This window comes from Kineococcus xinjiangensis, from assembly GCF_002934625.1.
GTDB lineage: Bacteria > Actinomycetota > Actinomycetes > Actinomycetales > Kineococcaceae > Kineococcus_A > Kineococcus_A xinjiangensis.
Map to the genome: position 1 here is coordinate 618,988 of NZ_PTJD01000001.1, position 25,704 is coordinate 644,691.

At 73.4% G+C, this 25,704-nt stretch carries 18 protein-coding genes; 5 read left to right on the forward strand and 13 right to left on the reverse strand.

The window, feature by feature from the left end; all coding sequences use genetic code 11:
- Positions 1–140: 140 nt before the first annotated feature.
- From CLV92_RS02730 to CLV92_RS02740, 3 genes are read left to right on the forward strand one after another with little or no spacing between them, the layout of a single operon-like run.
- The gene (locus CLV92_RS02730) at positions 141–1,991 is read left to right on the forward strand and encodes a glycoside hydrolase family 3 protein (RefSeq protein ID WP_104431178.1); all 1,851 of its coding nucleotides are present in this window, start codon (positions 141–143) and stop codon (positions 1,989–1,991) included.
- A gap of 31 nt (positions 1,992–2,022) precedes the next feature.
- Entirely contained in the window at positions 2,023–3,348 is a 1,326-nt protein-coding gene (locus tag CLV92_RS02735; protein ID WP_104431179.1) for an MFS transporter, read from the forward strand.
- A 30-nt stretch (positions 3,349–3,378) separates the two neighbouring features.
- Positions 3,379–5,997: a glycoside hydrolase family 78 protein gene (locus tag CLV92_RS02740; protein WP_104431180.1), complete on the forward strand. Its 2,619-nt coding sequence runs from the start codon at positions 3,379–3,381 to the stop codon at positions 5,995–5,997.
- A 103-nt stretch (positions 5,998–6,100) separates the two neighbouring features.
- Here the strand turns inward: CLV92_RS02740 and CLV92_RS02745 are convergent, their stop codons facing one another.
- The 4 genes from CLV92_RS02745 to CLV92_RS02760 form a co-directional block, all read right to left on the reverse strand.
- Positions 6,101–8,722: a glycoside hydrolase family 78 protein gene (locus CLV92_RS02745; protein ID WP_104431181.1), complete on the reverse strand. Its 2,622-nt coding sequence runs from the start codon at positions 8,720–8,722 to the stop codon at positions 6,101–6,103.
- Between the two features lie 75 nt (positions 8,723–8,797).
- Entirely contained in the window at positions 8,798–9,694 is an 897-nt protein-coding gene (locus CLV92_RS02750; RefSeq protein ID WP_104431182.1) for a carbohydrate ABC transporter permease, read from the reverse strand.
- A 2-nt stretch (positions 9,695–9,696) separates the two neighbouring features.
- Positions 9,697–10,581: a carbohydrate ABC transporter permease gene (locus CLV92_RS02755; protein WP_104431183.1), complete on the reverse strand. Its 885-nt coding sequence runs from the start codon at positions 10,579–10,581 to the stop codon at positions 9,697–9,699.
- 78 nt (positions 10,582–10,659) lie between these two features.
- Entirely contained in the window at positions 10,660–11,979 is a 1,320-nt protein-coding gene (locus CLV92_RS02760; protein WP_104431323.1) for an ABC transporter substrate-binding protein, read from the reverse strand.
- A 248-nt stretch (positions 11,980–12,227) separates the two neighbouring features.
- Between CLV92_RS02760 and CLV92_RS02765 the strand changes: the two genes are divergently transcribed.
- Positions 12,228–13,247, forward strand: a complete 1,020-nt coding sequence (locus tag CLV92_RS02765; RefSeq protein WP_104431184.1) for a LacI family DNA-binding transcriptional regulator — start codon at positions 12,228–12,230, stop codon at positions 13,245–13,247.
- Positions 13,248–13,283: 36 nt separating this feature from the next.
- Here the strand turns inward: CLV92_RS02765 and CLV92_RS02770 are convergent, their stop codons facing one another.
- The 8 genes from CLV92_RS02770 to CLV92_RS02805 all read right to left on the reverse strand — a co-directional run bounded on the left by CLV92_RS02770 (position 13,284) and on the right by CLV92_RS02805 (position 22,035).
- The gene (locus tag CLV92_RS02770; protein WP_104431185.1) at positions 13,284–14,993 is read right to left on the reverse strand and encodes a TIGR03767 family metallophosphoesterase; all 1,710 of its coding nucleotides are present in this window, start codon (positions 14,991–14,993) and stop codon (positions 13,284–13,286) included.
- Positions 14,990–16,078, reverse strand: coding sequence for an ABC transporter ATP-binding protein (locus CLV92_RS02775; RefSeq protein ID WP_104431186.1), 1,089 nt, complete (start codon positions 16,076–16,078; stop codon positions 14,990–14,992). Before CLV92_RS02775 ends, CLV92_RS02770 begins: the two co-directional genes overlap by 4 nt.
- Complete coding sequence (locus tag CLV92_RS02780) at positions 16,075–16,851, reverse strand: ABC transporter permease subunit (RefSeq protein ID WP_104431324.1); 777 nt, start codon at positions 16,849–16,851, stop codon at positions 16,075–16,077. Before CLV92_RS02780 ends, CLV92_RS02775 begins: the two co-directional genes overlap by 4 nt.
- A 98-nt stretch (positions 16,852–16,949) precedes the next feature.
- Complete coding sequence (locus CLV92_RS02785; RefSeq protein ID WP_245886352.1) at positions 16,950–17,807, reverse strand: ABC transporter permease; 858 nt, start codon at positions 17,805–17,807, stop codon at positions 16,950–16,952.
- On the reverse strand, positions 17,804–18,949 hold the full coding sequence (locus tag CLV92_RS02790) for an ABC transporter substrate-binding protein (RefSeq protein WP_245886354.1): 1,146 nt from the start codon (positions 18,947–18,949) through the stop codon (positions 17,804–17,806). The genes CLV92_RS02785 and CLV92_RS02790 overlap by 4 nt, the downstream gene beginning before the upstream one ends.
- Positions 18,950–19,161: 212 nt before the next feature.
- Positions 19,162–21,006, reverse strand: a complete 1,845-nt coding sequence (locus CLV92_RS02795; protein ID WP_146099385.1) for a choice-of-anchor Q domain-containing protein — start codon at positions 21,004–21,006, stop codon at positions 19,162–19,164.
- The gene (locus CLV92_RS02800; RefSeq protein ID WP_104431189.1) at positions 21,003–21,572 is read right to left on the reverse strand and encodes a DUF488 domain-containing protein; all 570 of its coding nucleotides are present in this window, start codon (positions 21,570–21,572) and stop codon (positions 21,003–21,005) included. The genes CLV92_RS02795 and CLV92_RS02800 overlap by 4 nt, the downstream gene beginning before the upstream one ends.
- A 67-nt stretch (positions 21,573–21,639) precedes the next feature.
- Entirely contained in the window at positions 21,640–22,035 is a 396-nt protein-coding gene (locus CLV92_RS02805; protein WP_104431326.1) for a RidA family protein, read from the reverse strand.
- A gap of 137 nt (positions 22,036–22,172) precedes the next feature.
- Here CLV92_RS02805 and CLV92_RS02810 point away from each other — a divergent pair, with 137 nt between their 5' ends.
- The gene (locus CLV92_RS02810) at positions 22,173–23,147 is read left to right on the forward strand and encodes a helix-turn-helix transcriptional regulator (RefSeq protein ID WP_104431190.1); all 975 of its coding nucleotides are present in this window, start codon (positions 22,173–22,175) and stop codon (positions 23,145–23,147) included.
- Between the two features lie 115 nt (positions 23,148–23,262).
- Here the strand turns inward: CLV92_RS02810 and CLV92_RS02815 are convergent, their stop codons facing one another.
- Positions 23,263–25,506 carry a family 43 glycosylhydrolase gene (locus tag CLV92_RS02815; protein WP_104431191.1) on the reverse strand — a complete coding sequence of 748 codons (2,244 nt, stop codon included), beginning with the start codon at positions 25,504–25,506 and terminating at the stop codon, positions 23,263–23,265.
- Between the last annotated feature and the right edge of the window lie 198 nt (positions 25,507–25,704).

Consider the following 25,704-nt stretch of genomic DNA (forward strand, 5'->3'; position numbering starts at 1 on the left):
CTCCCCGCGGGCGGCGTCCGCACGCGCCCCTGCGACGGTACCCCGCCGACCGGGGTACGAATATTGACCGTCTGGACATTTTGCGCCTACCGTCGATCAGGACGCGGCCACCGTGGACCGCCCGAGCAGTGAGGTCCCCGATGAGCGTGGACAGCCACCCCCGCACCCCTCCCTCCCCGGTGTCCCCCTCCCCGGGGAGGGAGGAGCCCCCAGCCGGCGCGCCCTACCGCGACGCCGCCCTGCCCGTCGACGTGCGCGTCGAGGACCTGCTCTCCCGCATGACCCTGGAGGAGAAGGCGGGTCAGCTCTTCCACACGATGGTCACCATCGGCGAGGGCGGGCGGCTCGCCGGGCCGGTGCCCGCCTTCGGCATGGCCGGCACCGAGCAGATGGTGCGGGAGCAGCACCTGAGCCACTTCAACCTCGTCGGGGACGTCACCTCTGCCCGCGAGGCCGCCGAGTGGCACAACCGGCTGCAGGCGCTCGCGCTCGGCACGCGGCTGGGCATCCCCGTCACGGTCTCCTCCGACCCCCGCAACGCCTTCGCCTCCAACCCGGGCACCGCCGCGCGGGCGGGCGCCCTGTCACAGTGGCCGGAGCCGCTCGGGCTGGCCGCCGTGCGCGACCCCGACCTCGTCCGCCGGGCCGCCGACGCCGCCCGCCAGGAGTACCTGGCCCTCGGCATCCGCTGCGCGCTGCACCCCCAGGTCGACCTGGCCACCGAGTACCGCTGGTCCCGCATCGGGCAGACCTTCGGGGAGGACGCGAAGCTCACCGGTGAGCTCGTCGCCGCCTACATCGAGGGCTTCCAGGGCCCGCGGCTCGGCCCGGCGTCCGTGGCCACGATGACCAAGCACTTCCCCGGCGGCGGCCCGCAGAAGGACGGCGAGGACCCCCACTTCGCCTACGGGAAGGAGCAGGTCTACCCGGGCGGCAACTTCGAGCACCACCTGGAGCCGTTCATCGCGGCCATCGCGGCCGGAACCCCGCAGATCATGCCGTACTACGGGATGCCCGTCGGGACGGACCTGGAGGAGGTCGCCTTCGGCTTCAACCGCCAGGTCCTCACCGGCCTGCTCCGCGAGCGGCTCGGCTTCGACGGCGTCGTCTGCACCGACTGGGGCCTCATCACCGACGCCGAGGTCTTCGGACAGCCGCTGCCCGCGCGCGCCTGGGGCGTGGAGCACCTCACCCCCCTGGAGCGCGTCGCCAGGGCCCTGCACGCCGGCGCCGACCAGTTCGGCGGCGAGACCCGCACCGACCTCGTGCTCGAACTCGTGCGCTCCGGCAGCGTGCCCGAACGGCGCATCGACGAGTCCGTCCGCCGGGTGCTGCGCCTCAAGTTCACCCTCGGCCTGTTCGACGATCCCTTCGTGGACGTCGAGGCCGCCGAGTCGGCCGTCGGCCGCGCCGACCTGTGCCTCGCCGGGTTCGAGGCGCAGGCGGCGTCCGTCACCGTCCTGACGAACCGCCCTGCGCACGCCGAGGACGAGCCGACGCGGCCGGTCCTCCCCCTGAACCCGGGCGTGCGCGTCTACCTGGAGGGCCTGGACGCCGCCGTGGTGGCGCACGACGCGGTCCCCGTCGCCTCCCCCGAGGAGGCCGACGTCGCGCTGCTGCGCCTCGAGGCCCCCTACGAGCCCCGCCCGGGCGGCTTCGAGGCCCACTTCCACGCCGGCTCCCTCGAGTACTCCCCCGAGGAGCTGGAGCGGATCCTGCGCATCGCACGCACCGTGCCCACCGTCGTGGACGTCCACCTCGACCGCCCGGCCGTCCTGCCCGAGATCGCCGAGGTCGTCGCCGCCCTCGTCGCCACCTTCGGCGTCGGCGACGCCGCCCTCTGGGAGGTCCTCACGGGCCGCGCCGCAGCCCGCGGCCGCCTCCCGTTCGACCTGCCCCGGTCCACCGCCGCCGTGGCCGCCAGCCGCAGCGACGTCCCGTTCGACACCGCAGACCCCCTGTTCCGCTTCGGCGACGGCCTCGTCGGCTGAACGCCCCCAGCACCTGGTTCGAAGGAGAATCGTGAACAGCAGCGCCGCACCCTCCGCACCGGCCTCCGGGCCGGCCCCCGTGTCCCCGCGCCGGGCCTGGTACATCGCCGTCGTCGCCGGCATGGCCTCCTACCTCGACGCCGGAGCCATCGCAGGCTCCGCCACCGCCCTCGCCCTCTACAAGGAGGAGTTCGGCTTCAGCGGGGCGCAGTACTCCCAGCTCGCGGCCCTGCTCACCGCGATGATCGCGGTCGGCGCCCTCATCGGCGGCCGCCTCGGGGACCGCTACGGACGCAAGCGCGTCTTCGGGCTGACGATGGTCCTCTTCGCCCTCGGCGCCGCACTGCTGACCTTCGCGCCCGGCGTGGCGTTCCTCTACGCGGGCGTCGCCGTGCTCGGCTTCGCCGCCGGCGCGGACCTGCCGCCGTCGTTGGCGATGGTCGCCGAGAGCGCCCCGGTCGGCAAGAAGGGGAAGATGATCGCGTTCTCGCACGTCCTCTGGATGGTGGGCGTCGTCGTCGTCATCTTCCTGCAGATCGGCGTCGGCGCGATGGGCGTGACCGGGGCCCGCATCATCTTCGGGCACCTGCTCGTCGTCTCCCTCATCGTGCTCGTGCTCCGCTTCGGGCTGCCCGAGTCCCTCGAGTGGTCGGCGGCGCGCAGCGGCGCGACGGCCGAGGTGCAGCACGACGCGATCGACTTCACCTCCCTCAAGGGCCTCTTCCGCTCCCGCTACGCCGCTCCCCTGGTCGCCACCGGCCTCTTCTACGCCCTGGCGAACATCGCGGCCAACACCAACGGCCAGTTCCAGACCGTCCTCTACACCCAGTTCGCGGGCCTCGACTTCCCGACCGCGGGCATGTACAGCCTCATCGGGCTCGTCTTCGTGTTCGTCGGGATGTTCACGCTGATGCGCCTGGTCGACACCCGCTACCGGCGGCCGGCCTTCATCGTCGGCGCGGTGCTCGCCGTGACGGCGTGGATCGTCCCCGCCGTCGGCGGCATCTCGGTGGCCACCCTGCTCACGATGAGCGTCCTCTTCGCCCTCGGCGGCGCGATCGCCGGTGAGCCGATGTACAAGGTGTGGTCGCAGGAGCTGCTGCCCACCCTGTACCGCAGCACAGCGCAGGGCATCACGATCGCCTTCGCCCGCATCGTGGCCGCCGTCGTCGCCCTGGTGACCTACCCCATCCTGGAGGTCGGCCCCAACGCCCTGTTCGGCTTCCTGGCCGTCACCACCCTCGCAGCCTGCCTCATCGGCCTGCTGTGGATCTCGCGGATGCCCAAGGCCGAGTCCGCGACCGGCCCTGCCCTCACCCCGGCTCCCAAGGCAGCACAGCCCTCGCGCGCGCTCTGACCCCTCCCGGCACTCCCGAAAGGCCCCAGCATGTCGACGCCCCGCCCCGCCTCCGTCCGCTTCGAGCACCACCAGCTCGGGCGCCCGGGGGTGGGGCGGCTCGGCGTCGGCGACACCCGGCCACGGCTGTCGTGGCAGGTTCCCGAGGCACCCGCCGGCTACCTCCAGCTCGGCTACCGCGTCGAGGTCGCGTTCGAGCCGCCCGTCGGGCGACCGCAGACCTCGGTGCACGAGGTCCGCGGGAACGAGCAGCTCCTCGTCCCCTGGCCCGCCCGCGACCTCGCCTCCCGCGAGCGCGTGCGGGTCCGCGTGCAGGTGGAGGGGCCGGACGGGTGGGGCCCGTGGAGCGAGCCCGCCGTCCTGGAGACCGGCCTGCTGGCGGCCGGGGACTGGAGCGCGCGGTTCGTCACCGCCCCCTGGCCGGAGCGGGCGGGCACCGACCGGCGTCCGTTCCTGGTGCGCCGGGAGTTCACCCTGCCGGCCGACGCCCGCATCGCCCGCGCCCGCCTGTACCTGTCGGCGCACGGCCTGGCCGAGGCGGAGGTCAACGGCCGGCGCGCCGGCGACGAGGAGCTCACCCCCGGCTGGACCAGCTACGCGCACCGCCTGCGCTACGCCACCTTCGACGTCACCGACCTCGTGCGCCCGGGCGCCAACGCGATCGGCGTCTGGCTGGGCGACGGCTGGTGGCGCGGGCGCATCGGCTTCGAGGGCGGCGTGCACGACGTCTACGGCACCGACCTCGCCGCCCTGGTGCAGCTGGAGGTCGTGACCGCGGACGGGACCCGCCACACCATCGCCGGCGACGGCGGGTGGCAGGCCGGCCCCGGCCCCCTCCTCTTCTCCGGGCTCTACGACGGTGAGCGCTTCGACGCCCGCCTCTACGACCCGGCCTGGTCGCTGCCGGGATTCGCCGCCGCGGGCTGGGAGCCGGCGCGAACCGCGCCCCTCGACGCGGGCGTCCTGGGCGCACCGACCGGTCCCCCCGTGCGCTGCACCGAGGAACTGCGCCCCGTCGCGGTGCAGGACAAGGGGAACGGGCGCCACCTGCTCGACTTCGGGCAGAACCACTCCGGGCGGCTGCGCCTGCGCGTCGACGGCCCCGCCGGCACGGAGATCACGCTGCGGCACGCGGAGGTCCTGCAGGACGGGGAGCTGTGCGCCCGCCCGCTGCGGGAGGCCGCCGCCACCGACGTGCTCGTGCTGCCCGGCGGACCGGTGGAGTGGGAGCCCCGCTTCACGATCCACGGCTACCGCTACGCGGAGGTCTCCGGCTGGCCGGGCGACCTGGAGGACGGGGCGGTCGTCTCCCGCGTCCTGCACAGCGACATGGCGCGCACCGGCTGGTTCTCCTGCTCCGACCCCCTCGTGGACCGCCTGCACGAGAACACCGTGTGGAGCCTGCGCTCCAACTTCGTCGACCTGCCCACCGACTGCCCGCAGCGCGACGAGCGCCTCGGCTGGACCGGGGACCTGCAGGTGTTCGCGCCCACCGCCGCCTTCCTCTACGACGTCAGCGGTTTCCTGCACTCCTGGCTGGCGGATGTGGCCGCGGAGCAGGCGGAGCACGGCACCGTCCCGTTGTACGTGCCGTGGATCCCCCTCGGGCTGTGGGGGCGGTTCCCGATGGTTCCCGCTGCCGTCTGGGGGGACGTCGCCGTCCTCACCCCGGACGTGCTGCACTCCCGCACCGGCGACACGGAGGTGCTGCGGCGGCAGTACGCCAGCGCCCGCGCCTGGGTCGAGCAGGTCGCGACCACCGCGGGGCCGGACCGCATCGCCGACAAGACGTTCCAGCTCGGCGACTGGCTGGACCCCGCCGCGCCGCCGGACTCCCCCGCGCAGGCCACCACCGAACCCGGCCTGGTGGCCACCGCCTACTTCGCGCACTCCGCGCGCAGGCTCTCCGCGGTCGCGGCCCTGCTCGGGGAGGCCTCCGACGCTCGGCGCTACGCGGACCTGGCCCAGGAGGTCGCCGCGGCCTTCGCGGGACGGTTCGTCCGCGCCGACGGGCGCCTGAGCAGCGACACGCAGACCGCCCACTCCCTGGCGCTGCTCTTCGACCTGCTGCCCGGGGACGACGCCCGCCGGGCCGCCGCGGACCGGCTCGCCGACCTGGTGCGGCAGGCGGGTGGTCGCATCGCCACCGGTTTCGCCGGCACCCCCGTCGTCACGGACGCCCTCAGCTCGACGGGCCACGTCGCGGAGGCCTACCGGCTGCTGCAGAGCACCGCCTGCCCCTCCTGGCTCTACCCCGTCACGATGGGGGCGACGACCGTCTGGGAGCGCTGGGACTCGATGCTGCCCGATGGCAGCGTCAACCCCGGCGACATGACGTCCTTCAACCACTACGCCCTCGGTGCGGTCGCCGACTGGCTGCACCGCGTCGTCGCGGGAATCGCGCCGGACGCCCCCGGCTACCGCCGGATCCGCTTCGCCCCGCGCCCCGGCGGCACCCTCACCTCGGCCGCCGCCGCGCACCTCACGCCGTACGGGCGGGCGTCCATCAGCTGGTCGCTGGACGGCGGGCTGTTGCGGGTCGCCGTGGAGGTCCCACCGGGCGCCACGGGCGTGCTGGACCTGCCGGGCACCGAGCCGCGCGAGGTCGGGCACGGGCGCCACACCGCAGAGGTCGCCCTCCCCGCCTGAGGTCCGGGGCGCCCCCCCCAGGCGGGGACGTTGCGCGGACGACTCGCCGGTGTCGCGCCGCCGAACGTCCCCGCCCCGAGCGCGCGGGCAGCGGGTGCGGGGTTCAGCCCCGGCCCGGGACCTCCACGTGGCGACGGCCGGCGCCGCTCGCGCAGGCCGCGGTGAAGCGGTGCGCGCCGGACCCGACGAACTCGGTGCGCCCGTCCGGCAGCACAACCCGGCCCGTGGCGCCGGTGGGGACCTGCACGGTGACGGTGAAGTGGCCCGCCGCCAGCGTCCAGCTCACCGAGGCCGTGCCGTAGGGGGTCTCGTGCCGGGCGGTGGCGGAGGTGATCCCGTCCCCGGGACGCGGGTGGAACAGGATGGAGCGGTACCCGGGCGCGTCGGGCGCCAGACCGGCGACGACGCGGTGCAGCCAGTCGGCGACCGCACCGAGGGCGTAGTGGTTGAAGGAGGTCATGCCCCCCGGGTTCACCGTGCCGTCGGGCAGCAGGCTGTCCCAGCGCTCCCAGATCGTCGTGGCCCCGCTGAGGACGGTGTACAGCCACGACGGGCAGCCGCGCTCCAGCAGCAGCGCGTACGCCTCCTCGACGTGCCCGGTCTGGGTCAGCGCGTCGCAGATGACCGGCGTGCCCGCGAAGCCGGTCGCGATGCGGTTGCCGGCGTCGCGGACCAGCTCGGCCAGCCGCGCACCGGCGGCCTGCTGCTCCTCGCCGGAGACGAGGCCGAAGCGGATCGCCAGGGCGTAGGCGGTCTGCGCGTCGGAGGTCAGCCGCCCGTCCGGGCGCACGTGCTCGGCGAGGAACGCCTCGCGGACCTCCTCAGCCAGCTCCGCGTAGTGCTCCGCGTCGCCGTCCTCGCCGAGGATGCGCGCCGTCTCCGCCAGGTGCCGCGCCGACCAGGCGAAGTAGGCGGTGGCCACGAGGTGGCGGTCGGTGCGCGCGTCGGCGGGGTCCTCCGGCGGGGCGGCGGGGTCGAGCCAGTCGCCGAGCTGGAAGCCGGAGTTCCACAACCGCGACGGCCCGGCGAGCCGCTCGACGAGGTCCACCCATCGCCGGGCGCTGCCGTACTGGGCGGCGAGCAGGCCCAGGTCGCCGGTGCGCTCGAACAGCGTCCACGGCGTGAGGACCACGACGTCGCCCCAGACGGCGCCGGGGCGGATCGGCGTCCACTCCTCGCCGCCGGGGATGACGGGCACGTACCAGGGCACGGTGCCGTCCTCGAGCTGCTCGGCCTCCACATCGCGCAGCCAGGACGACAGCATCCCCGTGACGTCGAAGAGGAACGCCGCGGTGGGCGCGAAGACCTGGATGTCCCCGGTCCAGCCGAGGCGCTCGTCGCGCTGGGGGCAGTCGGTGGGGATGTCGACGAAGTTGGACCGGGTGCTCCAGACGACGTTCTCGTGCAGGCGCTCCACGAGGGGGTCGGAGCAGCTGAACCAGCCGGTGCGCTCGAGGTCGGTGTGCAGCACGCGGAAGACGACGTCGCCCGGCTGCAGGGTCTCGCCGGGCCAGCCCTCCACCTGCGCGTAGCGGAAGCCGTGGATGGTGAAGGCGGGTTCCCACTCCTCGGTCCCGCCGCCGCGCAGGACGTAGGTGTCGCGCGACTCGGCCTCCCGCAACGGCCGGGTGCACAGCTCGCCGTCCTCGAGGACCTCCGCGTGGGTGAGGGTCACGACCCGGCCGGCCTCGCCGCTGACCCGGATGCGCAGCCGGCCCGCGGCGTTCTGCCCGAAGTCGAGGAGGAAACGGCCCTCACCGCGCGGCTCCACCCGCACCGGCTCGAGCTCCTGCGTGCACCGCACCGGCGGGCCGGTGGGCGCGACCAGGCGGGAGGCGTCGACGGGCGCGCTGCGCACGGGCGTCCAGGCGGAGTCGTCGAAGCCCGGCTCGGACCAGCCGTGCGGCAGCTCCCGTGCGTCGTAGCGCTCGCCCTCGTAGAGGCCGCTGAACAGGATCGGGCCGTGGGCGGCGCGCCAGTGCCCGTCGGTGGCGAGCACCGCCTCGGTGCCGTCGTCGAAGGTGACGTGGAGCTGGGCGATGAGGGCGAGGTCGGTGCCGTAGAGGTTGCGGTACCCGCCGTCGAAGCCGATCCGCCCGCGGAACCAGCCGTCGGCGAGCCAGGAGCCGATGGCGTTGCCGCCCTCCCGCAGCAGGTCGGTGACGTCGTGGGTGGAGTAGCGCAGCCGCTGCGGGTAGACCGTCCAGCCGGGGGCCAGCTCGTCGGTGCCGACCCGACGGCCGTTGACCTCGAGGCGGAAGAGGCCGTGCGCGCTGGCGTAGAGGCGCGCGGAGCGGACGGGGCGGTCGAGGACGAAGCTCCTGCGCAGCAGCGGCGGCCGGCGGTCGGAGTCGGGGTCCTCGGGCCACGCCGGGCCCACCGCGGCGGCGCGCCAGTCCTCGGGCAGCAGCAGACCCGCCTCCACCGCCGCGGGCTCCGACCACCCGGACGGGTCCTCCTCCCCCGCGCCCCAGACCCGCACCCGCACCGACGCCCTCTCGCGGGAGCGCAGCGGTGCCCACGGCCACGGCAGGAGCACCGAGTCCGGGGTGGCGGTGCGCCCGGTCGACTCGGTGGCACCGCCGCGGGTGATCTCGAACTCGTGGGCGGCGGGCAGCCAGCCGGCGGGCGCCGTGGTCCTGAAGGAGATGCGCGGGCACGGTTCGCCGGTCCCCAGGGGCTCGCGGTGGTGCTCGAACGTCGGGCGTGCGGGAACGGCGCTCATGCCGGAGGGGTCCTCACGTGTCGGAAGAGGACACCGGCGGCGGCCGACCACGGCCGCCGCCGGTGCAGGAGGGGATCAGCCCTTGACCGCGCCGCCGGCGAGGCCGGCCATGATGCGCTTGTTCAGGACGAGGTAGATGGCCAGCAGCCCGAAGACGTTCATGCAGATCGCGGCGAACAGCGGCCCGTAGTCGGTCGCCCCGAACTGGCCGTTGAAGTTCAGCAGCCCGACCTGAACGGTGCGTAGCTCGGTGGAGTTGGTGAAGGTCAGCGCGATCAGCAGGTCGTTCCAGATGAAGAAGAACTGCACCAGTGCGACGGTGAACACGGCGTTGCGCACCATCGGGAAGCCGATGGACACGAAGGCGCGCAGCACCGTCGCCCCGTCGATCGCGGCGGCCTCGAAGACCTCGCGCGGGATGGCCCGGAAGTACGTCGCCATCATGAACACCGTCAGGGGCAGGCCCGTGGCGGTGTACGTGATGATCAGCGGCCACAGCGAGCCGGTGAGCCCGAGCTGGAAGTAGGCGCTGAACAGCGGCAGCAGGATCATCTGGCCCGGCACCATGATGCCGGCGAGGAAGATCAGCAGGACGGTGCCGCGGCCCTTCCAGACGAGGACCTCCAGCGCGAAGCCGGCCGCCACCCCCAGGACGATGATCAGTGCCAGGGACGGCGCGACGGCGAGGACGCTGTTGCGCAGGTAGAGCCCGATGTTGCCGGTCGTCCACGCCTCGGCGTAGTTCCCCCAGGCCAGCGACGAGGGCAGCGACCAGAAGGGCTCCTCGACGAACTCCCGCCGGGTCTTGAACGAGCTGAGCAGCAGCCACACCAGCGGGTAGACCTCGATGACGAGGATGACCGCGATGAGGGCCCGGACGGGCAGGCGCCGCAGGAACCCGCGGCTGCGGCGGACGGGTGCGGGCGGCGGGACGGGGCGCACGCTGCGCTCCGGCGCGAGGACTGCGGACATGCTCAGGCCTCCGTGAGGTCGCGGCGCGAGGAGCGGAAGACGAAGACGGTGACCAGCAGGCACAGGACGGTCAGCAGCAGCGCGATGGTGCTGCCGTAGCCGTACTCGCCGTAGTTGAACGACGTCTGGTACATGTACAGCGTCAGGGGGGTGGTGGCGTTGCCCGGGCCGCCGCCGGTGAGCGCGACGATCGTGTCGAACACCTTCAGCGTGCCGTTGATGCTGAAGATGAGCGAGGAGAGCAGCACCGGGAGGGACAGCGGCAGCACGATGCGCCAGATGAGCGTGAGGCCCGTGGCCCCGTCCAGCCGGCCGGCCTCCAGCAGCTCCTCGGGGATGTCGAGGAGGCCGGTGTAGAGCAGCACGGCGTAGAAGCCCATCGAGCGCCACAGGTCCATGAGCACGATGACGGCGAAGGACGTGCCGGCGGTGCCGAACCAGTCCACGGCGCCGATGCCGACCGCTCCGAGGAGGGAGTTGACCAGCCCCTCCTGGGGCGCGATCTGGAACATCTTCTGGAACAGCAGCGCCACCGCCACCGTGGGCAGGACGACCGGGAAGAAGACGAGGGTGCGGATGACGCTGGAGCCGTTCTTCAGGACGAAGACGTAGAGCAGCGCGAGCAGGTAGCCCAGCAGGATCTGGCCCACCGTCACCACCGCGGCGTACTTCACGGTGAACCAGAGCGCCTGCCGGACGGCCGGGTCGTTCGCCAGCTTCACGAAGTTGTCCGCACCGACGTAGGTGAAGCCGATGATGGCGTTGCCGCTGAAGAGCGTGTACCCCAGCGACCACAGCACCGGCAGCAGCATGGCGACGGAGTACACGAGGAGGGCGGGGCCGAGCAGGACGGCGATCGCCTTCCTGTCGCCGAGGATGTCGTTCATGTGCGGTGCGGAACCTTTCGCTCCATGGTGCGGGGGCGCCCGCCGTCGCGGCAGGCACCCCCTCTCTGTCTCAGTGCCTCACCGGGCGTCGAGGTCGGTCTGCACCAGCTCCATGAACTCCTGCGCGGACAGGGTGCCGCTGACGAGCGGGGCGGCGTTGGTCTGGCTGGTGTCGGTGGCCTTGGTGGGGAAGTGGGCCTCGAACCACAGGACCGTCTCGTCGGTGGAGGCGATCTTGTCCTGGACCATCTTGGTCAGGTCGTCGACCGGGGCGTCGCTGTCCGCGACGAAGCCGGAGATCGACTGCTTCTCCTCCAGCAGGGCGGAGCCGTAGTTGTCGGCGATGCAGCCGAGCCAGGCGCCCGCGTTCTCGTCGTAGGCCTTCTCGGACATGGTCATCGGGAGGCCGACGTTGGAGGGGAGCTGGTCGATGCTGCCCTTGCCGCCCGCGACCGCGGGGAAGGGCATGAAGCCGACGTTCTCGACACCGATCTGGTTCTGCTCGGGGTCGGTGAAGTTGCCCAGCGCCCAGCTGCCCATGTACATCATGCCGGTCTCGCCGCCGAGGAACTGCGCCATCGCGGTGTCGTAGTCGATGCTGCCGACACCCTGACCGAACCAGCCCTTCGCGCCCAGGTCCGCGACGGCCTGGGCCGCGGCGACGTACTCGGGGTCGGTGAGCTTCGCCTCGCCGGCGGCGACCTCGTCCATCGCGTCCGGGCCGAGGGAGCGGAAGAGGTAGCCGCTGATCATGCGGGTGATCGGCCAGCCCTGCTCGCCGGAGGCCGCGAACGGCTGCACACCGGCGGCCTGGAGCTTCTCGGAGGCGGCGACGAGCTCGTCCCACGTGGTGGGGACCGCGATCCCGTTGTCCGCGAAGATCTTCTTGTTGTACCAGATGCCCTCGACGTTGTACTCGTACGGCAGGGCGTTGAAGCCGCCGTAGAGGGACTCGATCGTGGCGATCGCGGCAGGCTGGACCTTGTCGAGCTTGCCGAGGTCGGTCAGCGCCTTCTCGAAGTCGACGACGTGACCGTTCTCGGCGAGCTGCTTCGTCAGGGCCGGGGAGCTGCCGGCGGCGAACTGCTCCGGCAGGGCGTTCTGGCCGGCGAGGAGCTGGAGCTTCTGGTCGAGCTGCTTCTGGGGAACGGTCTCGATCTTCAGCGGGGCGGCGTCGTCGGCCGTCTTGCACTCGGCCTGGCTCAGCGTCTCCAGCATCGCGGGCACCGTGGCGTTCTCGGTGTTGACCAGGAAGTCGAAGCTCCCCGCGCCACCGGCGGCGCCGCCGCTCGTCTCGCTGTCGCCGCCACCGCACGCGGTCAGCGCGAGTGCGCTGACGCCCAGGGCCGCGACCAGGGGGGCCGTGCGGGAACGCCCGCGGCGCACCTGTCCTGCCATCACAGTTCCTCCTCGAAGTGTGGAGCGCCTTGAAACGCTTCAACCGAAGGTAGGCAGGCGTTGCCCGCACTGTCAACGCGCTTCGCTCCGATCGATTGAAACGCTTCATAACGATCCGGTGACGTGCCTCGCGCTCCCTCGGACGCGGGCACCGCCGACATGGACGCGGGCAGGACGTGGGAACCGGCGTGGCAGGATGAGCGGCAGCGGCGTCGAGATCGCGACGCCACGACCGTCTGCGGGGAGCTGTGCGCAAGGGCATCAAGGACGTGGCCCGGCTCGCGGGCGTCTCGGTCGGCACCGTCAGCCACGTACTCAACCATCCCGAGCTGGTCACCCCCGAGACCGCCCAGCGGGTGCGGGACGCGATGGACGAGCTCGGCTACGTCCGCAACGAACCCGCCCGCCAGCTCGCCCTGCGCGGGCGCAGCGAGCTGATCGCCATGATCATCCCGGCGATCACGGACGTGTTCTTCCTCGACGTCGTCGACGGCGCCCAGCAGGCCGCCCTCCTCGCCGGCGCGGAGCTGATGGTCGCCAGCAGCGAGCACGACCTGGAGCGCGAGCAGCGCCAGCTCCAGACGCTGGAGCAGCGCCGGGTGCGCGGCGTCCTCCTCAGTCCCGCGGTCGACGCCTCCCTCGACGGCGTGCGCGCCCTGCAGCGGCGCGGCACGCCCCTCACCCTCATCGGCCCCGCCTTCGGGCGCCGCGGCTTCTGCTCGGTGTCCATCGACGAGCGCTCCGGGGGCCGCCAGGTCGGCGAGCACCTCGCCGCCGCCGGGCACCGCCGTGTCGCCTACGCCGGAACCCCGCTTGCCGTCCACCACGTGCGCGAGCGTTTCGAGGGCCTGGTGGAAGCCGTGCCGGAGGCGCAGGTCACGGCCGTGGACGTCGCCGGCTGGCAGCCCGGGGGCGGGCTGCCGGCGCTCGCCGAGCTGCTGGCGGCACCGGCGGCGCGGCGCCCCACGGCCGTCTTCTGCGCCAACGACCTCATCGCGCTGGAGGCGCTCGCCGAGTGCGCGGCGCGGGGCCTGTCCGTCCCCGGTGACGTCGCCGTCGTCGGCTACGACGACATGCCCTTCACCCGCTCCGCCGCGGTGTCGCTGACGACCGTGGCCCAGCCGCAGGAGGAGATGGGCCGGCGCTCGGTCGAGCTGCTGCTGCGCGAGGACGCCGACGGCGCCACCCACCGGCACCGCTCGGTGCTGCTGCAGCCGCAGCTCGTGGTGCGCGGCAGCAGCGCGGCGCAGCGGCGGCGCGCAGGCTGAGGCGCGCGGGGAGGCGCACCGGGAGGCGCCGCCCCGTCAGGGCGCGGACGCCGGCAGCCGCCCGAGGTCGAACGGGGCGCGCAGGCCGAGGACGACGTTGCGGTCCAGCGCGGTCCCGGAGGTGGGCGAGTCGAAGCCCAGCCACGGCACGTTGCCCGCCAGCTCGCGGTGCAGTCCGGCCAGGTCGGCGGTGGAGTGCAGCTCCCCCTCGGCGGGGACGACGCGCCCCTCGTGGTCGACCATCGTGCACGCCAGGGCGAGCAGCCCCTCCCCGGCGTCCAGCAGCTCCACCACCCGGGCCTGGCACGGCCAGTCCATGACCGCGCAGGTCGTGACCTCCCAGAAGCCGGAACCGGGCCCGGCCGGGCCCGGGTGGGCGCGCACCGCGTTGACATGGGTGTGGCCGTCGAGCCACAGCACCACGTTGGGGAAGCGGTGCAGCAGGGCCACCAGCTCCGCGGCGGTCACGGCCGCCTCGCCGGTGCCGTCCACCAGGGAGCCCCGGGTGTTCGTCAGCGTGCTCGGCCCGTGGTGCGAGAGGAGCACCACCAGCCGGTCCTCGTTCGCCGTCTCCACGACGGTGCCGTCCGCGGCCGTGTGGCGGCTGTGGACGGCTGCCAGCTCGGCCGCCAGCCAGCGCGCCTGCGTCGCGTCCAGGCATCCGTCGGCACCCCCCGCCGACGACGTGGTGTCCAGGGTGATGATCCGCACCGCACCGGCGTCGTGGGAGTAGTAGGCGGTTCCGTCGCGTCGGTTGCGCGCGGTGAAGCCGTGCCCGTCGGGCCGCTCCCCCGCGCCGAAGTGGGCCTCGACGAACTCGCGCCGCCCGACGGGGCGCCGGTCGGTGTCCGCGGACACCGCGACGGGCGCGCTCCCCTCGCCGAAGAACTCGTGCCCGGTGGCGGTGAACACCTCCAGCGCGCTGCGGCGGTCCAGTCCCGGCACCAGCCGGGACGGCTTCACCCCGCCCGTCATGGCGGCGGCCAGCTCGGCGGTGACGACGCCGACGCCCTGGATGAGCGCCTCGTGGTTGCCGAAGCACGCCAGCCACGGCACCTCCAGCCCCGGGCAGTCGAAGTCCGCCAGAGCCGCGGTCAGCAGGCCCGGGCGGACCCCGAACCCGTACTGCGTCTGCCACAGGTCACCGCCGGGGCGGTCGGGACACCAGAAGATGTCGTCGGGCCACGACGGGCCCTGCACGCCCTGGTAGCCGGCCCCGCCGGAGCCGGGACGGACCCGGCCGCCGCTCATCAGCGCCATCCAGTTGCGCAGCTCGTTCCACTGCGCGTTGTCGATGGCGTCGCCCGTGGTCACGACGAGGTCGAGGCCGCGGCCGCTCACGGGTGCGCCCTCCTCCGCGTTCAGCCGGTTCAGGGTGGACACCATCGCGTGCATCGCGCGCGCGGTGAGGGCCTCCTGCGGGCGTTGCACCGGCACCAGCTTCGCGAACAGGGGATCGCCGAACTCCCGGTTGAAGAACTCGAACCGCGCGGTGGAACCCACGTCCGGCAGTTGCAGGTCCGTCACGTGGGCCACGGTGAGCAGCGGCCTCGCCGTCGCGCCGTCGGCGGGCAGCCAGCGCCCGGCGCCCGCGCCGAGCAGGTCCTCCCGCCAGCGGTGCGGTTCCCCGTCGAGGACCCCGATGCGGCGGTAGGGCCGCAGCGCTCCCCGGCGGAGCACGTCGCCGGGTCCGAGGCGCCTCGACAGGGTGGAGATCGACCCGCCGTGGGGGTGGGTGCCGCTCACTCGTGCGGCCGCACCACGACGACCGGTTCCGGCCGCAGCCCGATCCGGGCACGGGCGCCGGGGGCGAAGCGGCCCGCCTCGGCCGTCGGCAGCTGGGCCAGGACCGTCCCGACCGGGCCCAGGTCGACCCTGACGCGGCTGACCGCGCCGAGGAAGGAGGTTGCGACCACGGTGCCCACGAGCGGGCCGTCCCCCTCGGCCGGGGTCAGCCCGACGGACTCCGGCCGCACCACCGCGAGCGCCGCGCCCGGTTCGGCCCGCGGGTCCACGAGCGGCAGCCGGACCCCGAGCACCTCGGCGCTCCCGTCGGCCACCGTCGCCGGCAGCTTGTTGCTGAGGCCGACGAACTCGGCGACGAAGGGCGTGGCGGGGCGGTGGTAGACGTCCGTGGGGCTGCCCACCTGCTCCAGGCGCCCGGAGTTCATGACACCGACCCGGTCGGCCACGGCGAGGGCCTCCTCCTGGTCGTGGGTCACGAAGAGCGTCGTGATCCCGACCTCCAGCTGCACCCGGCGGATCTCGTCGCGCAGCTGGGCGCGGACCTTCGCGTCCAGCGCCGACAGCGGCTCGTCGAGGAGCAGGACGGTGGGCTGGATCGCCAGCGCCCGGGCCAGCGCCACCCGCTGCTGCTGACCGCCCGACATCTGGTGGGGGTAGCGGTCCGCCTGCGCCGACAGCCCCACCAGCTCCAGCACCTCACCCGCCCGGCGGTGCCGCTCCCGGGCCGCCTGCCCGCGCAGCCGCAGGCCGAAGGCGACGTTCTCCAGGGACGTCATGTGCGGGAACAGGGAGTACGCCTGGAAGACCATGCCCATGTCGCGGCGGCTGGCCGGCAGCCGGGTCACGTCCCGGCCCCCGACCACCACCCTGCCGGAGTCGGCGTCCTCCAGCCCCGCGACCAGCCGCAGCGCCGTGGTCTTGCCACAGCCGGACGGGCCCAGCAGGGCCACCAGCTCCCCCGGGTGCAGGACGAGGTCCAGTCCGTCCAGTGCGGGGACGGCGCCGTAGCTGCGCCGCAGCGACTCCAGGCGCACCTCGGCACCGGCACGGGTGCCGGCGGAGGCGGGGGTGGTCGAGGTGGTCACCGGGTGCTCCTCACGCGACGGGGGCCTCGTCCGACGAACGAGAGCAGGAACAGCAGCAGGAAGACGGACATGAGGGCGCCGGCGGCCACCGCGACGGCCACCCGCGCCTCGGCCTGCCCGATGGCGTTCATGGCCACCTGGACGTTGACGTAGTTGAGCAGCGAGGCGACGGTGAACTCCCCGAGGACGAGCGCGACCGACAGCAGCGCCGCGTTGAGGATGGCCGGCCCCAGGTTCGGGGCGATGACGCGCAGCAGCACCGTGGCCCAGCTCGCCCCGAGGCTGCGGGCGGCCTCGCTGAGGGTGCGCACGTCGATCGCCGACAGCCCGGAGTCCAGCGTGCGGTAGGCGTACGGCAGCACCAGCACGACGTAGGCGAACGTCAGCACCAGCGGCGTGGACTGGTAGGTGCGCGGGGTGAAGTAGTTGATCCACAGGTAGAGCGGCGCCCAGCCCACCACCAGGACGATCGCCGGGATCGTCAGCGGGAGGAGGCAGAGGAACTCCACCAGCCTGCTCAGCCGGGGCAGGCGCAGGCGCACCCACACCATGGTGGGGACGAGCAGGAACAGGGCCCCCACGGAGGTGAGGGCCGCGAGCTGCAGCGAGGCCACGATGGCCTCCGGCAGCCCCGGGTACTGCGGGATCGCCTTCCAGGCCTCCAGGGTGCGTCCGCCTCCCGCGCCGCGCTCCCGGGTGCTGAACTCCACCAGCGCCAGCAGCGGAATGCCGAAGAAGGCCGCGAAGGCGGCCAGCAGCACGCCGCGCACCATCTTCCGGCGGCGGAGGCGGCGGGCGTGCAGACCGGCCCCGGTCCGCTCCGGTGCGGTGGCCAGGGAGGTGGCCGCGGGGCCCAGGTGCGGCGGCGCGGTCACCGCAGCCACCTCGCACCGCGGGCCTGCACGCGCGCGTAGAGGTACATCGCCACGGCGACCACCAGCACCATCCCCAGCGCCAGCGCCTTGCCGACGTTCTCCCGCCCGAGGAGCACCTCGCTCGTCAGCGCGGTGCGGATCTGCAGCGGCACGATGACGCCACCCTGGCTGATGAGCGCCGCGGCCGTCGCGTAGGCCGCGAAGGCGTTGGCGAAGAGCAGCAGCAGCGCGCCGAGGAACGCCGGGGTGAGCAGCGGCACCGCGACGTGGCGCAAGTACTGCCAGGTGCTCCCCCCGAGCGTCTCCACGGCCTCCCGCCACTGGGGTCGCACCCCGTCCAGGGCGGGCAGGAAGACCAGGACCATGAGCGGGATCTGGAAGTAGCTGTAGACGAGGACGAGACCGGGCAGGCGGTACAGCCACGGCCCGGCCAGGTCCAGCCCCAGGTCCTGCAGGAGCAGCGTCAGGAGCCCCTGGGTACCCACGGTCGCGATGAACGCGAACGCCAGCGTGACGCCGCCGAACTGGGCCAGCACACCGCAGACCGCGGTGGCGATCCGGCGCAGCGTCCCGTCCGGGTGCCCCGTGGCCACCACCCACGCCAGGACCGCCCCCAGCACCGCCCCGATCACGGCACTGACCGCCGACAGGGCGATGCTGTTGCCGAAGGCGCTCACGACGTACGGCTCCGCGAGGAACCGCACGTTCGCCAGCGTGGGGCGGTTCTGCGCGTCCGCGAACGACTGCACCACCACCAGCGAGGTGGGCAGCAGGAGGAACAGCGCGACGTAGCCGAGGAACGGGACGGCCCCGATCCAGGACAGCCGCGAGCCCGTGGCGCGGGACGACGTCACCCGATGGCTCCGGCCCAGTCCTTCGCGAGGACGTCCTTGGCCTGCTGCGCCTGCTCCTCGCTGAGGAACTGCGGCTCGCCGTCGGCCTCGGGCAGCGCCGCGGCGGCGTCCTCGTCGAGGGTGCCGGCCTCGCGCATCGCCTCCATGCGCACGGGCCGGGCGCCGCCCTCCAGCCACAGGTTCTGGCCCTCGTCGGAGTAGAGGAACTCCTGCCACAGCCGGGCGGCCGCCGGGTGCGGGGCGTCCTTGTTGATGGCCTGGAAGTAGTAGCCGCCGAGGACGGCGTCGGAGGGCACGAACACCTTCCACGTCGGCACGTTCTTGGCCGCCGCAGCGGAGAGGTAGTCCCAGTCGAAGACGACCGGCGTCTCACCGCTCTCGACGGTGGCGGAGGAGGCCTGGACCGGGATGAAGTTGCCGGTGTCCTGCAGGTTCGCGAAGAAGTCGATGCCCGGGCCGATGTCGTCGAGGGAGCCGCCGTTGGCGAGGGAGGCCATCATCACGCCGTGCAGCGCCGCGTTGGCCTGCGTCGGGTCGCCGTTGAGGGCGACCTTGTTCTTGAACTCCGGCTTCGTCAGGTCGCTCAGGGCGGTGATCTCCGGGACCTTCGCGGAGTCGTAGCCGATGGACATGTAGCCGCCGTAGTCCTGCACCCACAGACCGTCGGGGTCCTTCTGCGCGTCCGGGATGGTGTCCCACGTCTGCACCTGGTAGGGGGCGAAGAGGTCGGTGTTGGCGAGGGCCACCGCGGCGCCGAGGTCGAGCACGTCGGGCGCGCGGTCGGTCCCCTTCAGCTGGTTGACGGCGTTGATCTCGTCCTGGCTGGAGCCGTCGGGCTGCGCGGAGTTGACCTTGATGTCGTACTTCTCGCTGAACGTCTCGATGATCTCGCCGTAGTTGGCCCAGTCCGGCGGCAGCGCGATGACGTTCAGCTCACCCTCCTCCTGGGCGGCCTTCACGAGGGCGTCGAAGCCGCCGGCCTCCTCCGCGGAGGTGGCCGTGGCGACCGTGGCGCCCTCCTCGCTCGTCTCGCCTCCGTCCGCGGGCTGCGCCGGCGGCGGGGAGCACGCCGCCACCAGCAGTGCGGCCAGGGCCGCCACCGCCCCGGTCCGGGCGCGCTTCGTCCTCATCGCTGTGCTCATCGGAGTCTCCTGGGGCCGCCTGCGCCGGTGGCTTCCCCACCGGCCTGATCGGCCGGATGCTATTCGCCGACGGGCCCTCCTCCGCGCTCCCGGGGGTGTCGGCGCGGCGGACCGCGGGTGTCTCGCGGGCCCCGCCCGGCCCACCGCGGGGCGCCCGCGGTGGGCCGGGGACTCGTCCGGGAGGCGCCCGGACGAGCGTCCGGACCCGGCACCTACCCCCGTTCGACGGAGCCGGCGTCGCAGCTCGCCCCCACCGGCCGCGGCCGGTCGCGCACGTCGAGGTCCGGGCACGGGTAGAGCGTCGCGTCGGGGCGCGCCCCGACGTCGACGGCGACGCTGCCCGCGAGGAGCTCGTAGTGCGGGAGGGGCGAGTCCGACCGGAACGGCGCCAGCCCGGGATCCAGCGGAGCGCCCGGCGTCCCGTGGCTGAGGAAGCGGGTGTCGCCCCAGGAGTAGTCGCCGAGGTCGCAGGTGGCGGACAGGACGCCGACGACGTTGCCGCGGAAGCTCGTGAAGGCGTGCTCCTGCGGGCTGTAGCAGTCGGGAGCGTGCCGCGCGTCGACCGTCGGCAGCGGATCCGTGTTGCGCGCCAGGACCGAGCTGGCGATGAACGCTGTGCTGCGGTTGTAGACGCCCCCGCCGCCGCGGTCCTCCACGCCCGCGTGGGGTGAGGTGCCGGCACGGTTGTGCGCGATCGTCGAGAAGCTCACGTGCAGCACGCCCGCGGCGCCTGCATTGGGGCGGTTCTCCATGCCGCCGCCGTGGGTCTTCGCCTCGTTGCCGGCCACGGTGCTGTTCTCCACCCGCAGCGTGCCGCCGAAGTTGGAGATCCCCCCGCCCCGCACGGCGACGTTGTCGACGACGGCGCTGGAGCGCACCACGACGTGACCGCCCAGGTTGGAGATGCCTCCGCCCCGCTGGGTGAAGCCCCCGCCGCGGAAGCTCTCCGGGTGGCCGGCGGAGTTGCCACGGACGACGCTGCGGGTGAGCGTCAGGTCTCCGCCGCTCTGCAGGTAGATCCCGCCGCCGAAGTTCGCGGAGCCACCGCGCACCACGCTGTTCGAGAGCTGCAGCAGGGCCGCCTCGACGTGCAGCACGCCGCCGCGGTCGCTGGTGCCGACCCGGCCGTTGGCGAGGTCGACCCCGTCGACGTCGACGATCGGCTCGTCCGCGGCCGTGCCGCTCACGCTCAGGACGCGGGAGCGCAGCTCCGCGTCGACCACCGGGCGTTCGTGACCGTGGAGGGCCACGTCGTCGGTGATCCGAAGTTCTCCCAGGGTCAGCAGGTAGGGGCCGACACGACCGTCGACGGAGATCGTCTGCCGCCCGGGCAGGGCGTTCGCCTCCTCCAGGGCGGCACGGAGGGCGCAGCCGGTCCGCTTGACGGGCAGCGGCCGGAAGGGCGGGCGGCCCGGCCGGACGGTGGGGGTGGCCTCCGGGAGCGCACCGACCGCATCGAGCGTCGAGAGCCGGGAGGCCGGGGCGTCGGGCCCGGAGTCCGGGGGTGCAGCCTCCGCGGAGGCCGGTGTCCCCGGGCGCGCGGCCCGGCACGAGCCGTCACCCGGCCAGGCGTCGCGCCGGTCCGCGGTGCTGCTCACCACGAAGTCGGGCTGGCGCAGGTACAGGTTGCGCACGACCTCCGCTCCGGCCGCTCCCCCTGCAGCGTCCTGGGCGAAGGGCTGGGCCCCGACGGTGATCCAGCCCGGGGTGCTCAGGGCAGGATGGGGGTGGATGTCTCCGGCCGCGTCGCCGTTGAGCGCGTACGGGGCGACGTTCTCCGTGCGCACGGCCACGTAGCCCAGCTCGAAGACGACGCTGCCGGTCTCCGAGTCGACCTCGGCCTCCACGCTGAGCTGCTCCGGCGCGAAGGCCAGGTCGATGGTCTGGTAGTCCTCGAGCTCGACCAGCCGGGTGTCGGTGGTGGCGTCGACAAGCCAGAGGTGGAGGATCTCGGGACCCTCCGCTGCCAGCGCCGAGGGCCCGCTCAGGACCCACATCGGCGCGGTGATCGCGCAAGCCGCCACCGTCGTGGCGGCTCGAACTCGCTGTGTCCTCATGCCGGACCAGCGTCCCCCTGTGCGCGCCCCGGCACAAGGAGTCCGGGCAGATCCCGACGCCCCCGCAGGGACGGCCCGGCCGGACCGGGGCGGAGGTCCGCGACCGACAGGCCGTGCCCGGCGCGCAGGCGCTCGGCGACGAGCGAGCGGTGGCACGCCTCCGGGTCGCGCTCGACGCAGAACAGGGCGAGCGTCGAGTGGCCGGCGAGCTCCAGCACGAGCCCGTCGAGGTCGAAGCGGTCGAGGACCTCCCGCTCGTAGCGCTCGGCATACTCGGGTGCGAGCGCGACGCGGTTGCGCTTGCCCACGCCCAGGCGGTCGTCCTCGCGGTACTGCAACCGGCGCAGCTCGGTCGTCGGCGCCAGGCCCCTCACGTGCCGGTAGCCGATGCCCGCCGAGGCGAGTGCGCGCTGCAGCCGCGCCGAGTTCGCCCAGCAGTGGTCGGGGCCCCGGACGCCGCGGCGCTGGCGGAGGTCGAGCAGCAGCTCCACGCCCCGGCCGGTGAGCTCCTCCAGGAACGCTCCGGCCGTGGAGCCGTAGACGCCGACCGTCACCGCGCTCAGCACGGGCAACCCCCCGCCCGTCCCCTCCGGCGGGCCGACCGGACGCCCCGCCGGAGGGGACGGGGCCGGCTCATGCGACCGCTGTCCCCTCGAGCTCGACCATCAGGGCGGGCAGCGCCAGCCGAGCCACCCCGAGCATCGTGGTGGCCGGCGCCACCCCTGCGGCGCCCAGGCGCGAGGCCAGCACGCCGTAGTGCTGGAACAGCAGGTCGACGTCGGTGGTGTGGACGTCGAGCCGGACGAGGTTCGCGAGGGACATGCCCGCGCCGGCGAGGACTGCTTCGAGGTTGTCGAGGCTGAGCGCCAGCTGCGCCGCCATGTCATCCTCGTGCCGGGGCCGGCCGTCGCCGCCCATCGCGGCCTGCCCCGAGCAGTACAGGGTCCGGGTGTGCCCGGAGACGACCGTTCCCTGGTCGTACCCCAGCTCCACCGACCACGTCCACGGGTTGACCGCAGTTCGCTCCACCACTGGCCCAGCTCCATCCGAGTCGTCGACGTTCCGCACAGCCGCGGGCCCGGTGGTTCCGGGCTCTGACGTCGTGGTGCCGAGGCTGCCGGGGAATGACGACACCCTCTGTCACGTATCTCGGTACGGTTCCGCGCATGCGCGCCGACCGGCTGGTCTCCCTGGTGCTGCTGCTGCGCCAGCGCGGCCGGCTCACCGCGGCCACGCTGGCGCGCGAGCTGGAGGTGTCCACCCGCACCGTGCTGCGCGACATCGAGGCGCTGTCCGCAGCCGGTGTCCCCGTCTACTCCGAACGCGGTCGGCACGGCGGCTTCGCGTTGCTGCCCGGTTTCCGGACCGAACTCACCGGGCTGCACCACGACGAGGCCCTCGCCCTGCTGATCGCCGGATCGCGGCGCGGGGTGCAGGTGTTCGGCCTCGGCTCGGCGCTCGCCTCGGCCGTGCTCAAGGTGGTCGACGCGCTCCCGGAGACCTCTCGGGCCACCGCGGCGGGTGCGGCCCAGCGGTTGCTCGTGGACCCGGAGACGGATCTCCTCTCGCGCCGGCTGGCCGCCGAGGAGGTTCCCGACGCCGTCCTGGCCGAGGTGCGGCGCGCGGTGCTCGCCGGGCACAAGCTGCGCATCCACTACGCGGCAGTGGGTGAGCCTCCCACGTGGCGCACGGTCGACCCGATCGGCCTCGTCACCGCACGGGGACTGGGCTACCTGCTGGCCACGAGGTCCGGCGCGGACCGCACGTACCGGCTGTCGCGGGTGTCGGCCGCCGAGGAACTCGCCGAACCGGCGGAGCGAGCGGAGCGGGTCGACCTCGACCGGGCCTGGCGGGAGCGCAGCACGCGGTTCCGGACCGGCGGCGACCAGGTCACCGTGCTGCTCCGGCTGCACCCGGCGCGGCGGGAGGATCTGGTGGGCACCGCCCTGGCCGTCAGCGCCGAGGGAGCCGACCCGGACGGCTGGCTCCGGATGGAGGTGGCCTTCCAGGACGCGAGACACGCCGAGTGGGCGCTGTGGCAGCTCGCCACGAACGCCGAAGCGCTGGCCCCGCAGTGGTTGCGCGACTCGTTGCGCGAGCGCGCCGCCGCCATCGCCACCCGCTACGGAACCCCGCCCTGAGTCGCCGGGCGGACCGCGAGCCCACCGGCACGGCGCGGGAGACGCCCTCGTCCTACGCTCGCGCCCGGGCGTCTGCACGGTGACCGGCCGCCGGCCACCGACGGACCGGAACCGGTCAGGGCCGGGCCGGCGCCGTCGCGTCGACGTGCTCGAGCTGCCACTGCTGGGGCGGGTCGAGGTTGGCGATCGGGCGGATCGCCCGGGCGGCGCCCACGACGTCGGTGCGGATGGCTCCGCCGTCGTTGTCGATCTCGAGGGCGAGCCCGGTGACCGGGTTGGAGAAGCGCAGGAACCCGTGGCCGGTGTCCTCGATCGACCACAGCTGCAGCGCGCCCCTGGTCGACTTCGAGTTCGGGTTGCGAGGAGCCTCGTCGCACGGCGTGACGCGCACCGGCGTGCCCACGGCGCCCGAGGCGTCGGCCAGCGCGAGGCACTTGGGGTTGCGGCTGCCCGCGCTCACCAGTCGGTGGAGCCCGCCGGGTGCCTCGTCGAGGCGCCACGTCTGCGCCTCGTTCCCGTCGGCGCACGTCGACTGGACGACCTTGCCCGGGACCGACGTGAGGCACTGCGTGCCGCGCACCGGGTTCTGCAGCTGGTCCTCTGTCGTCACGGGCACGACCGCCTCGGCGGTGTTGCCCGCAGGCGAGGAGTCCGTCACCTGCGCGCCGCCGGACTCGTCGAACCGGTACCACGCGACGTCGCCGCCGCCGACCGCTTCGCCTCCACCGGGAGCCGTCGTCAGCGCCTGCACCTCCACGGGGGACAGTGCGCGACTGAAGATGTTGAAGTCGTCGATCGACCCGTTGAGCCCCGGGTCGGCGCTGAACTGCGAGCGACCGATCCAGTTGTTCTTGGTGATCCCGAGGTCGGCGGGCCGCACCGTGAAGTCGGTGTTGGTGCGCACGGGCTCGCCGTTCACCCACAGCGTGGCGGTCGTCCCCGATGCCGAGACCGCGATGTGCGTCCAGTCGGTCGAGACCTGCACGCTGTCCCCGGCGCCCGGGAGCGTCCCGCCGCCGTTGTCCCGGGTGGCGACCTCGAAGCGCAGGCCGGTCGGCGGCGCCGCCGAGGCGGGGGTCAGGAACATGAAGTTCCGGGTGTCGTCGCCGAAGTCGAAGATCCGGGCCCAGTCGTTGCCGAGCGTGGATCCCCGCTTGAGCCACGTCGAGATGGTGAAGTCGCCGTCGAGACCGCTGACGATGCCGTCGGGCATGTCCACGTACGCCACCGGGCTGCCGCCGTTGAGCTGGACCGCGGAACCGAACTCGGGGGTGGGTCCGGCGACCCGGCCGATCGGGGGCGCCGTGAAGGGCTTCGCCTCGCTCACCAGCCGGACGTGGCTGCCGTCGGTCAGGTCGTAGCTGCCCCCACCGGTCTCCGGGAAGGACGGCCAGCCGTCGCGCCACACCATCGGCCGGATCCCCAGCGTGTTGGCCGGTCGGTAGGCGTGGTGGACGAGGTAGTTGACGCCGCCCTCGGTGTACACGTCGGCGCCGCCGGGCGCACGGTAGAGCCCGGCGGGCGTGACCCCGGGAGCGGACTGGCGGGTGTCGAGGATGACGGTGCCGCCACCCTCGTCGAGCCGCTTCCCGGTCTGGTCGACGTAGGGGCCGGTGATGCTCTTCGAGCGGCCCACCGTCACCTTGTAGGTGGAGGCCGCTCCGGAGCAGCACTTGTCCCAGCTCGTGAGGAGGTAGTAGTAGCCGTCGCGGTGGAAGATCGTCGGGGCTTCGACGGGGTTGTCGTCGGCGCGGCGAGAGGCGACCAGCGTGGGCTCGCCGACCAGGCTGACGAGGTCCGCGCCCAGCTCCTGCACGACGATGCCGTCCCAGAACGAGCCCCACACCAACCAACGGCTGCCGTGGGCGGCCTGCACCAGGTCAGGGTCGATGGCGTTGAACTCGATCGCCGGGTCGGCCGGGCCGAGCGTCCCCGACGTGACGACGGGGCGACCGAGGTCGACGTAGCTGCTCGGGTCCGCAGGAGTCTTCGTCGTCTTCACGCCGATCGCGGAGTTCGACGAACCGAAGCTCGACTGGGAGTAGTAGTAGTAGAACGTGTCACCGACCTTCGTCAGGTCCGGCGCCCACAGGGTCGAGGAGTTCGGGACGCCGAAGGTCCACTGGGCACGCGGGACGCGCCCGGGGGCGACCGTCCACGGCCCGTTCATGGTGGGTGCCGTGCGGATCGCGTTGTGGCTGTCCGCGACGACGTACAGCTTGGCGACGGGGTCGTAGGCCATGGTCGGGTCGTGGATGCCGACGTCGCCCGTCAGGGCGAGCTGGCCGGACGGCGCAGGCGCCGGCGTCGCCGCCACGGCCGGGGCTGCGGTGAGGACGAGCCCGAGGCTGGCGAGCACAGCGAGTTTCGCCCGACCTGGGAAGCGGAACGGTGACGAGGCCACGGAGGATCTCCCATTGTTCGACAGCGTTGTCGGTCCGAGCTGAACGGAGTCTTTACATCGTTGTACAGAGGCGCCGCGCGATTGTGCATCGATGTAAGTGGTCTGGCCGGAACCCTAAGGTGACGCGGAGCACACGTCAAACATCCGTCCGCA